Genomic DNA, 11,536 nt, shown 5'->3' on the forward strand with positions numbered 1-11,536 from the left:
TCACCTTGAGGGTGTCACCGGCCTGGGCCTCGCCCGGCAGGGTCACTGCCACGTTCACGGGGCCGCTGATCTCGCTGCGGTCGATGGTGCCGTCGTTGTTCACATCTTCGGTGATGACCACGGTCGGCGCACCGGTCGCCTGGGTATCAGCGGCCACGCTGTCGCTGTAGCCGCGACCCAGGTTACCCGCCAGATCGGTGTAGCTGTTGTCCTTGACGGTGACGCTGGCGGTGCCTTCAAAGTCCGGGGTCGGGGTGAAGGTGGCGCTCCAGGTATTGCCGTCGTCGGACGTGGTCAGCCCGGTGACGGTGCCGCCCACCACGGTCAGGTCAGCCAGCTCGAAGTCTTGCACCGGCTCGCTGAAGGTGAAGGTGACGACGCTGGTCTCGTCCGCCTTGAGGTCGGTGGCGACGATATCGACCACCACGCTCGGACCCTGGGTATCCACGCTGTAGCCTTCGTTGTCGGTCGCGGTGGCGCTGTTGCCCGCCGCATCGGTGGTGATCACCTTGGCGTCGATGGTCTTGCTGCTATCGGCGACCAGGTCCGCGCCCGGTACGTTGATGCTGAAGGTCTTGTCGGCCAAGACCAGACCCGTGAAGGTCTTGCCGTTCACGGTCAGGGTGACAGTGTCGCCCGCCTTCACGTCGCCGCCCACCGTGCCGCTTACCGGGATCTGCTGGCCGGCTTCCGCCGCGTTGATGATGTCATCCGCCGTGATGTCGGCATCCAGAGTAATACGGGCTTCCGGCGCCGTGGTGTCCAGCAAGGTGGTGTCGTCGGTGGCGCTGGCAGGGTTGCCCGCCGCGTCGGTGACGCTGGCCACCACGGTCAGGTTGCCATCCGCCAGACCGCTCAGGTCAGCGCTGGTCTTGTAGTTGCCGTCGGCATCGGTGACGGCAGTGACGGTCACCTTGTCGCCGTTGCCATCGCTGATCACCAGGGTCACGGTGCGACCCGGGCCGACATCGGAGGTGCCGCTGATGGGCGCGTCGGCCACATTGTCAGCGTTCACGTCATCCAGGCTCACCGTGATGCTGGCGGTGGTGTCCACGCTGCCATCGTCGGCGGCGCTGCCGGTATTGCCGGCGGGATCGGTCACGCTGGCGGTTACCCCATAGCCGCCATCGGCCAGGGGCGTCGCCACCGCCACGCTGAAGCTGCCATCAGGCTGCACCGTGGCCATCAGGCTCTGCTGATTGCCATTGGCGTCTGTCACCACCAGGGTCACAGTGCTGCCGGGGGCGGCATTGGTGGTGCCAGTGATGGTCGGGGTGCTGTCGCGGCTGTTGTCCGGGGCCGATATCGAGATAAGGGGGGCGGTCACATCCGGCAACGACTCGTCATCGCGGCCATCGAGGAGCTCTCGCCGCTCGGCTGTGGTCACGGGCTGCGCCGTGTCAAAACCGCCCTGGGCCAGAGTCGCCCCCCCGCTGCGGTCGACGACGATGAAACCGCCGTTGCCGCTGCCGCCCACCACGCCGCCCCCTACCGCGGGGGCCCCACCGGCCGCCGAGGCTTCGAATGCCTGGGTCGGATCTATGCCGTCGAGGATCGCCTTTTGCAGCGCCGCAATATCGTCTTGTGCACCGGTTGTCGGATCGTTCAGGGTCAAGAGTTCACCCTGCTCATCGGGGGCCATATCGGCCATGGGGACCGGGATCTGCCGTCCATCGGCGTCCACCATGGCGCCGGTGGGCGAGGTCAAGCGAGCCCCCCTGGTCACCACGTCCCCCTCGGCCAGCAGCCGCAGGCTGCCATCCTCCCCGACCAGGTAAACCGGGTTGGTCAGACGGGTCACGACGATGTCCTGTTCCAGGGTGACGATATTGGCGCTCATGTATTCTCCTGATGAGTGGTCCCTGTGATGGGCGTGCAATTTTCCACCGTCCAATCTATTCGAATGAGTCACCAGCAACCAGTGAGGAATTTAGAAAGGATGAAGGGTTTTGAGGGGATATTTCATGGGGAAACAGAAGGGTTGGCATTTACTATGCTTGCTGATAAATAACTATTTATTTCAATCGTTTGATATTGGCTGGCGCCATGGTGAGGCGCCAGCCAGGGTCAGGCTCCCACCCAGAGCAGGATGGCCAGCAGCTGTGGCGACACGATGCGCAGGAACATCACCAGGGGATAGACGGTGGCATAGGCGAGTGCGCTGGCGCCACTGCTGGGATGCATGGCGTTGGCGAAGGCCAGGGCGGGAGGGTCGGTCATGGAGCCGGCGAGCAGGCCACACAGGGTCAGGTAGTTGAGCTTGCCATAATGGCGGGCCAGCACACCGACCACCAGCAAGGGGATCAGGGTCAACGCCACCCCATACAGCACCCAGGTCGGTCCATCGCCATGGAGCAGGGTATCGACGAAACCGGCCCCCGACTTGAATCCCACCACGGCCAGAAACAGGACTATCCCTATCTCCCGCAGGGCCAGGTTGGCGCTGGGAGGCATGAACCAGTAGAGCTTGCCTATGCTGCCGACCCGGGCCAGGATGAGCGCCACCACCAGGGGGCCTCCTGCCAGACCCAGCTTGAGGGCCGCCGGAAAACCCGGCAGATAGAAGGGGATGGAGCCGAGCAGGACGCCGAGTCCGATGCCGATAAACACGGGCAGCATCTGCACCTGTTGCAGCTTCTGCTGTACGTTGCCCACCACGCTGGTGACCGCCTCTATGGCATCGAGCCGCCCCACCAGGTTGAGGATGTCCCCGAACTGCAGGCTGGTCTGGCTGGTCGGCACCAGCTCTACCCCGGCCCGGTTGAGTCGCGAGATCACCACGTCATACCGCTGTTTTATCTCCAGATCGCGGATCTTCTTCCCCAATACCTGCTCATTGGTCACCACGACCCGCTCGACCCTCAGCTCGGTTCCCCGGGTCGAGAGGGAGGTGTCCACCTCCTCCCCCAGCACCAGCAGCACCTTGCGCAAGGCATGACGCTCACCGACCAGGTGCAGCAGATCGCCGGTTTCGATGCAGGTCTCCGGGCGCGGCACCATCAGATCTTCGCCCCGCTTGAGGCGCGAGCAGATGACATCCGCCTCGTCGAGGCTGGGGATCTCCTTGAGCATGAGTCCGTGCATGTTCGGGTTGCGCACCGCGATGTTCATGGTCTGGAGCGTCTCGCGAACCGTGCCGGATTCTTGCTCGAATCGGGCGGCTTCCTCGTCGATCTTGATGCGAAAGAACAGGCGAACCAGCCACATGGTGAGCAAAATGCCGCAGATCCCGAACGGATAGGCTACCGCATAGCCCATCCCCATCAGCGCCGTCGAGCCTGGCTCGGCTCCCAGCTCCGCCAGGATCTGCTGCCCCGCCCCCAGGGAGGGGGTGTTGGTCACGGCGCCGGAGAAGACCCCCAGGATCACCGGCAGGGGCACATCAAACAGCTGGTGCAACACCAGAGCCACCATGCCGCCCAGCACCACCAGCAGGGCGGCAAAGCCGTTGAGCTTGAGCCCTGTGCTGCGCAGGGAGGAGAAGAAGCCGGGGCCGACCTGGATGCCGATGGTATAGACAAACAGGATCAGCCCGAACTCCTGGATAAAGTGCAGGGTATGATCGTCAAAACTCAGCTGGAACAGGCCGGCGAAGTGGCCGACCAGGATGCCGCCGAACAGCACTCCCCCTATCCCCAGCCCCACACCCCGGACCTTCACATTGCCCAGCCAGAGCCCGAGCACCGCCACCAGCGACAACATGCTGATGGAAAGCGCGATTTCACTCATCTCAGCCATCCTTGTTTCGAATCAGACTGAGCCTAGCTTGTCAGCAAAGGGAGCGGGTGACTGTGGGTCGGCGCACGATTCTGGCTTTATTTGAGGCGAAAACTACCAACTAAGGGATATTTTTCGGTGAACACTCAGGAGAGAGAGGCGACATAGCCGTAGATGGCACCAAAATGGCAAGCGCTGCCCCCCAGCACGAACAGATGCCAGATGGCATGGTTGTAAGGGATCCGCCTGTTGGCATAGAAGATGACGCCCAGGCTGTAGATGAGGCCGCCGAGCCCCAGCAGCGCCAGGCCACCCCCCGCCAGATTGAGATAGAGCTGATAGACCACCAGCAGGGAGAGCCAGCCCAGCAGCAGGTAGGTCACCAGAGACAAGCGTTTGAAGCGATGGATGAACACCAGCTTGAACAGCACCCCGGCCAGGGCCAGGGACCAGATCAGCGCCATCAGCCCCCTCGCCAGGGGCGTATCGAGCGCCACCAGCAGAAAAGGGGTGTAGGAGCCGGCGATGAGCAGGTAGATGGCGCAGTGATCGAAGATCTTGCACCTGTGGCGCCAGGGCCCGTCTCCCATGCTGTGATAGAGGGTCGAGGCGAGAAACAGCAGGATCAGGCTGCCGCCGTAGAGGCCATAGCTGAGCCGGGCCAGGGCGCCCTGCTCCCACCCCTTGAGCAGCAGGATGATCCCGCCGACCACGGCGAGCCCCAGCCCCAGGCCATGGCTCCAGCGATTCGCCCACTCTTCACGGGGGGAATAGTCCATCCCATCCACTCTCGACACATGTGATTTGGGTATTTACTCTAGCCAAGCCCATTTAAGAGTACAAGTGTTAGCTGAAAAAAGGGGATGGCTGCCAGCGGCCCCCCTTTGGTGTATCCTCTGCCGCCAGCGGACCCGCCCCCTGGCCCGGTCCTGCGTATTACCCCTGTTGATGCCGCCACTATCCCCCTGGCCCATGCACCCGGATGGTGTGGCCTGGCGGCCTGGTCTGGAGACCCAAATGAACTTGACCGAACTGTTTGCCAAGCCGGATCCGGCCTTCGCCGCCGCCGTCACCCACCTGCTGGAGTGTTTTCACCGCAGCGATGACAGCGAGGCACCCTATCGGCGTGACCGCTTCTGCCAACAGCTCGACGATCCCCGCATGCCGGAGGATGGCATGGATACCCGGGCCTACCTGGCGCGGCTCGAGCAGCTGATCCCCGGCGTCTCCCACCTCGCCTCCCGCCACTATATGGGTCACATGACGGCTCCCCTGCCCGCCTTCACCGGCGAACTGGCGCGCCTGCTGGTGATGCTCAACCAGAATCCGATGAAGATGGAGTCCTCCCGCCTGCTCAGTTTTCTCGAGCGGGAGGTGCTGGCCAAGCTGCATCGCCTCGTCTATCAGGCCCCTGATGACTTCTACCAGAGCCAGATGCATGCCAAGGATGCGGCGCTCGGGGTCATGACCAGCGGCGGCACCATCGCCAACGTCACCGCCCTCTGGCTGGCCCGCAACCATGCCGTGGGGGACAATCTGTTCCATCTGGTCGAGCAGGGCTATCGCGGCGCCGTCATCCTGGGATCGCGCCTGATGCACTACTCCTTCGACAAGGGCATGGATCTGCTGGGTCTGGGGGCCGCCAGCGTGCGCCGACTGGAGACGGATACGGACAATCGCCTCAGCCTGCCCGCCCTGGAGGCGGCCATCGCCGAGTGTCGGGCGCAGCGCATCAAGGTGATCGCCATCATAGGGGTGGCCGGCAGCACCGACTTTGGCTCTGTGGATCCTCTGCCCGAACTCGCCGCCATCGCGCGCCGGGAGGGAGTGCATTTTCATGTGGACGCGGCCTGGGGTGGCCCCACCCTGTTCTCCCCCCGCTACCAGCCCCTGCTGGACGGCATCGCCCAGGCCGATACCGTCACCCTGGATGGCCACAAGCAGTTGCTCATCCCCCTTGGTACCGGCATGTTGCTGTGCAAGCGCCCGGATCTGGTGATGGCGGTCAAGCGGGAGGCTCCCTACGCCATCCGCGCCAGCTCGTTCGATCAGGGTCGCTTCACCCTGGAGGGGACCCGACCCGCCAATGCCCTCTACCTGGATGCCGCCTTCCAGCTGCTCGGCGAGGCCGGCTACCGCGCCCTCATCGAGGCCAACTATGACAAGGCCAGGCGCATGGCGGCACTGATCGACGCAGATCCCGCCTTCGAGCTGATGTCTGCCCCCGTGATGAACCTGCTCTCCTATCGCTGCCTGCCGCCCCACCTGCAGGGCCAGCCCCTGGACGAGGCGGCCAACCTCCAGATCAACGCCTTCAACGTGGCGTTGCAAAAAGCCCAGCGGGCCGAGGGACACAGCTTCGTCTCCCGTACCCAGCGCACCCTGCCTCCCTACGGCGATCAGCCCCTGGTGCTGCTGCGCGCCGTGCTGCTCAATCCCGCCATCGAGGAGTCGGACATACGGGCGCTGCTGGCGGATCAGACCCGGCTAGGCCGGATCATCGCCGCCGAGCTGTTTGTCGGGCACTGACCGGGCCCCCGAGCAGTGACCTTGTTCATCTGCCGCTGTTTGCCGGGCAGCGATGGAAGACGCATTCCCCCAGGACTGCCTTTGTTCATCTGACGCCGTATGCCGGGCAGCGATGGGAAACGCATCCCCCAGGACAGCCCTTGTTCATCTGCCGCTGTATGCCGGGCAGCGATGGGAAATGCATCCCCCAAAACTGCCCTTGTTCATCTGCCATGGTTTGCCCGGCAGCGATGGGGGAACTCATACGGTCAGGACGGGTCTTATTCATTTGCCGTTGTTTGACGGGCGGGTACACTGGCTGAAATTTCGAGGTAGATGGATCAGCATGAAGCAATTTTTTGAATTTATTCCCCTTATCGTTTTCTTTGCCGTCTACAAGATGGTGGACATCTATGCCGCGACCGGCGCCTTGGTGGTGGTCACCGGCCTGCAACTGCTCTATGGCTGGCTGCGCTATCGCAAGGTGGAGAAGATGCAGCTGTTCACCTTCCTCCTGGTCGGCTTCTTCGGCGGCCTGACCGTCTTCTTCCATGATGACGCCTTCATCAAGTGGAAGGTGACCGTGATCAACGCCCTGTTTGCCCTGGCCCTGCTCATCGCCCGCTACGGCTTTGGCAAGAACCTGATCAAGCAGATGCTCGGCAAGGAGTTGCAGGCCCCCGACGCCATCTGGGACAGGGTCAACCTGGCCTGGTCCGGCTTCTTTGCCCTGTGCGGCCTGCTCAATCTCTATGTCGCCTTCACCCTTCCCCAGGAGGTGTGGGTCAACTTCAAGGTGTTCGGCCTGCTCGGCCTGACCCTGGTGTTCACCCTGCTGTCTGGCATCTATCTCTACCGCCACATGCCGGCGGAGCAGAAAGCCCAGCAGAAAAAATAACCGCAACCAGAAAAGGATGGTTCCATGTGGTATCTGATCTACTCGGAAGATGTGCCCGAAAGCCTGCCCCTGCGCAAGCAGGCGCGCCCCGCCCACCTGGCGCGTCTGCAGGCGCTGCAAGATGAGGGCCGCCTGCTGACCGCCGGCCCCAACCCCGCCATCGATGCCGACGATCCGGCGGATGCGGGCTTCACCGGCTCCACCGTCATCGCCGAGTTCAACAGCCTGAGCGAGGCCAGGGCCTGGGCCGATGCAGACCCTTATGTGGCCGCCGGCGTCTACGCCAGCGTCACCATCAAGCCGTTCAAGCAAGTCTTCTGAGCTCGGGCAAGAGACAAACACAAAGGCCGGACCCATGTCCGGCCTTTTGCTGTCAGTGACTCACCCGTTGCCGGGCCCTCAGGCCCGCGCCACGAACCAGGGGTTGAGAATGTCGGCCTTGTTGTAGACGAGGGGGGCGCCATCGAGCCGGGTGACGCTGCCCCCCGCCCCCTCCAGCACCGCCTGAGCCGCCCCCGTGTCCCATTCGCAGGTCGGCGCCAGCCTGGGGTAGAGCTCGGCGCCTCCCTCGGCGATGACGCAGAACTTGAGCGAGCTACCCATGGAGACCAGTTCAATCTCCCCCAGGGGAGCGAGAAAATCCAGGGTCTCCCGGGAGAGATGATTGCGGCTGCCCACCACTCGCCAGGGCGCCCCTTCCCGGTGAGGCCGGGTCCGGATCGCCGTACGCTCGCCCGCCGCAATGCGCCAGGCGCCCAGCCCCTTGCCGCCATACCACAAGCGGTCGAGCACGGGGGCATAGACCAGACCCCAGACCGGCCGCCCCTGCTCGATCAGTGCGATATTGACGGTGAACTCGCCATTGCGGGAGACAAACTCCTTGGTGCCATCCAGGGGATCCACCAGCCAGTAACGCTGCCAGCCGAGGCGCGCCTGCTGCACCTCCTCGCCGGACTCTTCTGACAGCACCGGGATCTCCGGGGTCAGACGAGCCAATTCCGCCACTATCACCTCATGGGCGGCACGGTCCGCCGCCGTCAGGGGACTCTCGTCGGCCTTGTACTCCACGGTAAAGGCCTGCTGGTAAATGGTCAGGATGGCATGGCCGGCGGCCCGGGCGATCGCCTCGAGCTCACTTATCTGGGAGGGAGACATAAATAGCTTCCAAGTCAAAAGATAGCTCAGTCTAACCGAACGGGGCCCCCGGGCTTATAGCCGTTTCTCATGAGTTATTCCCTGTCAAAAGTGTCAGCCGGGCACTGTCAATTCTGACAGAGAGCAATCGCCGCCGTTGAGCTAAATATCAATTCGGCGCAACCGCGTCGTTACTCAAGGAAGAGCATCCATGAAAAGAACCACGACGACTCTCGCCCTGCTGCTCGCCGCCCTGCCGCTGCTCGGCCAGCCGGTCCTGGCGGCGAACAAGGTGGCCAATCCACCGGTGGCCAGCACTCCCGCCAGCCAGTCAGGGAAGATCAACCTCAACACCGCCAGCCTGAGCGAGCTCACCAGCCTCCAGGGCATAGGCGACAAGAAAGCCCAGGCCATCATCGACTATCGGGAGAAACAGGGGAAATTCAGCTCTGTGGACCAGTTGGCCGATGTGAGCGGCATAGGCCCGGCCACCCTGGAGGCCAACCGGGATCAACTCATCGTCAAGTAAGATAGGATTGGACTCAAAGTGGGGCGGCCGGTGGCTGCCCCATTTTTCTTCGGGTATCATGACGGCACTTTGTCTCACCGGATATATCTCCATGAAGAAGACCCCGCTCGTTGTTCGCAAGGCCGTGCTGCCCGTTGCCGGCCTGGGTACCCGTATGCTGCCCGCCACCAAGGCCATCCCGAAAGAGATGCTGCCCGTGGTCGACAAACCGCTGATCCAGTATGTCGTGCGCGAGGCCATCGCCGCCGGGATCAAGGAGATCATCCTGGTCACCCACTCCAGCAAGAACTCGATCGAAAACCACTTCGACAAGAGCTTCGAGCTGGAAGCGACCCTGGAGAAGCGGGTCAAGCGTCAGCTGCTGGAAGAGGTGCAGCAGATCTGCCCCAAGGACGTCACCATCATGCATGTGCGCCAGGGGGAGGCAAAGGGGCTGGGCCATGCCGTACTCTGCGCCCACCCGCTCATCGGTGACAACCCCTTCGCCGTGCTGCTGCCGGATGTGCTGATCGACGAGGTGGCCAGCGATCTCAAGCGGGACAACCTGGCCGAGATGGTGCACCTGTTCGAGGCGGATCAGGTCAGCCAGATCATGGTCGAAGCCGTCCCCGAGAGCGAGGTCGACAAATACGGCATCGCCGACGTCAAGGGAGAGGCGCTGACCGCCGGCATGTCCCTGCCGATGCAGGCCATCGTCGAGAAGCCCCCCCGGGATGAGGCCCCCTCCAACCTGGCGGTGGTCGGCCGCTACGTCTTGTCTGCCAACATCTGGCCCCTGCTGGAGAAGACCCCGGCCGGCGCCGGTGACGAGATCCAGCTGACCGATGCCATCGCCATGCTGATGGAGCGCGAGCAGGTCAATGCCTACTCCATGAAGGGCAGAAGCCACGACTGCGGCAGCAAGCTCGGCTATATGAAGGCCAACGTCGAATATGCCAGCCGCCACCGCGAGCTCGGCAACGAATTCAAGCAGTGGCTGACCCAGTTCGTCAAACAGTTGTAAACGCTAAAAATTTAGCCATATTGCAAAATATTAAACGGGGCATCAAACGATGCCCCGTTTCCATTTATGAAACAAAAATTCAGCTTTGAGCAAACAATTATGCACCAAATCATGGCCTTGTAATTCAATCACGCTTGTTCTATAAGGTTTAAGGCTTGTTCCGAGCCCTTGCATAAAATTCCTAAAAAAATAGAAGATACAGGTGGAAGTTCCATGAATAATCCGTCAAAAGGGACCTTTTTAGGTCACCCTAAGGGGCTCTTTTTGCTCTTTAGCACCGAACTGTGGGAGCGGTTCTCCTACTACGGCATGCGTGCCGTGCTGGTGCTCTATCTCACCGACCTGACCGCCAACGGCGGCATGGGCTGGAGCCAGGCCGATGCCCTCAAGCTCTACGGCATCTACACCGGCCTGGTCTATATCACCCCCCTCATCGGCGGCTGGCTGGCCGATACCATCCTAGGTCAGCGTCGCTCCATCCTGATCGGCGCCATCCTGATGGCCGCGGGTCAATTTACCCTGGCACTGCCCCATGCCATGTTCCCGGAGATGGTCAACAGCGTCTTCTATGCCGGCCTCGCACTGCTGATCGTGGGCAATGGCCTGTTCAAGCCGAACATCTCCACCATGGTGGGCGATCTCTATCAGGAAGGGGATCACCGCCGTGACGGAGCCTTCACCATCTTCTACATGGGCATCAACCTGGGTTCCCTGCTGGCCGGGGTGATCTGCGGCGCCGCCGCCACCGCCTATGGCTGGCAGGCCGCCTTCGTCGGCGCCGGCATCGGCATGCTGCTCTCCCTGGTGCTGCAGGCCACCATGGCCCAGAACTTCCTCGGTGACATTGGCCGGGTCCCTGCCGCCAAGCTCGCCGCCGCCAAGCGGGCCAAGAACCAGAAGGCGCCCCTCACCAAGCAGGAGGTGGATCGCATCAAGGTCATCCTGATCCTGGGCCTGTTCACCATCATCTTCTGGGCCGGCTTCGAGCAGGCAGGCGGCCTGATGAACCTCTACACCCAGGAGTACACCGACCGCATGATCGGCAGCTTCGAGGTGCCGACCGCCTGGTTCCAGTCCCTGAACCCCTTCTTCATCATCACGCTGGCACCCATCGTCGCAGCCATCTGGATCAAGCTCGGCAAGAAAGAGCCGAATTCGCCCATCAAGTTCGCCATGGGCCTGCTGTTCCTGGCCGTCGGCTTCCTGTTCATGATCGGCGCCGTGCTGGAGCAGGGTGGGGATCAGAGCGTCAAGACCTCCATGTTCTGGCTGGTCGGCGCCTATCTGTTCCATACCCTGGGTGAGCTATGCCTCTCCCCCATCGGTCTCTCCATGGTCACCAAGCTGGCGCCGCTGCGCCTGGCTTCCCTGATGATGGGTGCCTGGTTCGGCTTCGTCGCCCTGGCCAACTATGCCGCCGGTTTCATCGGCTCCTTCGTCGGGGAGTCCGGTGCCATCGCCATCTTCGGTGGCATCGCCGCCGCCGCCGTCATCAGCGCCCTGCTGCTGCTGACCATGGCCAACCGTCTGGTCTACTGGATGCACGGCGCCGAAGGCCCCGCCCAGGCACCCGCCGAGCAGGCAGAGAAGCCATTGCACTCCGCCACCGTCTGACGGTGATGCCTTGCCATCATGAAAAGGGCGCCCCTGGGGCGCTAATGCCGATCAGTTAAGGATCCATTGACCGATCCTCCTGATGTGTAAAAATCCGAAACCTATTGATTTGGTTTCGGATTTTTTATGCGTA

The 11,536-nt window shown here is 62.6% G+C and carries 10 protein-coding genes; 6 read left to right on the top strand and 4 right to left on the bottom strand.

All coding sequences use genetic code 11. From position 1 onward, the window contains the following. From ACW5W4_RS18605 to trhA, 3 genes are all read right to left on the bottom strand, one after another. Positions 1–1,840, bottom strand: a 1,840-nt coding sequence (locus ACW5W4_RS18605; protein ID WP_456690380.1) for a retention module-containing protein, incomplete at its 3' end; no start/stop codon positions are given. 227 nt (positions 1,841–2,067) lie between these two features. Then, the gene (locus ACW5W4_RS18610) at positions 2,068–3,729 is read right to left on the bottom strand and encodes a putative transporter (protein WP_427261530.1); all 1,662 of its coding nucleotides are present in this window, start codon (positions 3,727–3,729) and stop codon (positions 2,068–2,070) included. A gap of 134 nt (positions 3,730–3,863) precedes the next feature. After that, on the bottom strand, positions 3,864–4,496 hold the full coding sequence (gene trhA / locus ACW5W4_RS18615; RefSeq protein WP_456690381.1) for a PAQR family membrane homeostasis protein TrhA: 633 nt from the start codon (positions 4,494–4,496) through the stop codon (positions 3,864–3,866). A 238-nt stretch (positions 4,497–4,734) separates the two neighbouring features. On the opposite strand from trhA, the gene ACW5W4_RS18620 reads away from it, so the two are divergent. The 3 genes from ACW5W4_RS18620 to ACW5W4_RS18630 all read left to right on the top strand — a co-directional run bounded on the left by ACW5W4_RS18620 (position 4,735) and on the right by ACW5W4_RS18630 (position 7,444). After that, positions 4,735–6,246 (top strand): aminotransferase class V-fold PLP-dependent enzyme, encoded by a 1,512-nt coding sequence (locus ACW5W4_RS18620; protein ID WP_456690382.1) that lies wholly within the window; start codon positions 4,735–4,737, stop codon positions 6,244–6,246. A gap of 325 nt (positions 6,247–6,571) precedes the next feature. Next, the gene (locus ACW5W4_RS18625; protein ID WP_408776140.1) at positions 6,572–7,123 is read left to right on the top strand and encodes a septation protein A; all 552 of its coding nucleotides are present in this window, start codon (positions 6,572–6,574) and stop codon (positions 7,121–7,123) included. Between the two features lie 24 nt (positions 7,124–7,147). After that, on the top strand, positions 7,148–7,444 hold the full coding sequence (locus ACW5W4_RS18630) for a YciI family protein (protein ID WP_456690383.1): 297 nt from the start codon (positions 7,148–7,150) through the stop codon (positions 7,442–7,444). Between the two features lie 78 nt (positions 7,445–7,522). Here the strand turns inward: ACW5W4_RS18630 and cysQ are convergent, their stop codons facing one another. Next, positions 7,523–8,278 carry a 3'(2'),5'-bisphosphate nucleotidase CysQ gene (gene cysQ / locus ACW5W4_RS18635; RefSeq protein WP_456690384.1) on the bottom strand — a complete coding sequence of 252 codons (756 nt, stop codon included), beginning with the start codon at positions 8,276–8,278 and terminating at the stop codon, positions 7,523–7,525. A gap of 190 nt (positions 8,279–8,468) precedes the next feature. Here cysQ and ACW5W4_RS18640 point away from each other — a divergent pair, with 190 nt between their 5' ends. The 3 genes from ACW5W4_RS18640 to ACW5W4_RS18650 all read left to right on the top strand — a co-directional run bounded on the left by ACW5W4_RS18640 (position 8,469) and on the right by ACW5W4_RS18650 (position 11,403). Beyond that, positions 8,469–8,786: a ComEA family DNA-binding protein gene (locus tag ACW5W4_RS18640; RefSeq protein ID WP_408798053.1), complete on the top strand. Its 318-nt coding sequence runs from the start codon at positions 8,469–8,471 to the stop codon at positions 8,784–8,786. 91 nt (positions 8,787–8,877) lie between these two features. Further along, positions 8,878–9,789 (top strand): UTP--glucose-1-phosphate uridylyltransferase GalU, encoded by a 912-nt coding sequence (gene galU, locus ACW5W4_RS18645; protein WP_427261535.1) that lies wholly within the window; start codon positions 8,878–8,880, stop codon positions 9,787–9,789. A gap of 213 nt (positions 9,790–10,002) precedes the next feature. Next, the gene (locus ACW5W4_RS18650; RefSeq protein ID WP_456690385.1) at positions 10,003–11,403 is read left to right on the top strand and encodes a peptide MFS transporter; all 1,401 of its coding nucleotides are present in this window, start codon (positions 10,003–10,005) and stop codon (positions 11,401–11,403) included. Positions 11,404–11,536 lie beyond the last annotated feature (133 nt).

This window comes from Aeromonas crassostreae (assembly GCF_054052445.1).

Excerpts from the sequence above, each read along its gene's own strand:
- ACW5W4_RS18610 (WP_427261530.1), bottom strand. The coding sequence starts at position 3,729 with ATGAGTGAAATCGCGCTTTCCATCAGCATGTTGTCGCTGGTGGCGGTG.
- trhA (WP_456690381.1), bottom strand. The coding sequence starts at position 4,496 with ATGGACTATTCCCCCCGTGAAGAGTGGGCGAATCGCTGGAGCCATGGC.
- ACW5W4_RS18620 (WP_456690382.1), top strand. The coding sequence starts at position 4,735 with ATGAACTTGACCGAACTGTTTGCCAAGCCGGATCCGGCCTTCGCCGCC.
- ACW5W4_RS18625 (WP_408776140.1), top strand. The coding sequence starts at position 6,572 with ATGAAGCAATTTTTTGAATTTATTCCCCTTATCGTTTTCTTTGCCGTC.
- ACW5W4_RS18630 (WP_456690383.1), top strand. The coding sequence starts at position 7,148 with ATGTGGTATCTGATCTACTCGGAAGATGTGCCCGAAAGCCTGCCCCTG.
- cysQ (WP_456690384.1), bottom strand. The coding sequence starts at position 8,278 with ATGTCTCCCTCCCAGATAAGTGAGCTCGAGGCGATCGCCCGGGCCGCC.
- ACW5W4_RS18640 (WP_408798053.1), top strand. The coding sequence starts at position 8,469 with ATGAAAAGAACCACGACGACTCTCGCCCTGCTGCTCGCCGCCCTGCCG.
- galU (WP_427261535.1), top strand. The coding sequence starts at position 8,878 with ATGAAGAAGACCCCGCTCGTTGTTCGCAAGGCCGTGCTGCCCGTTGCC.
- ACW5W4_RS18650 (WP_456690385.1), top strand. The coding sequence starts at position 10,003 with ATGAATAATCCGTCAAAAGGGACCTTTTTAGGTCACCCTAAGGGGCTC.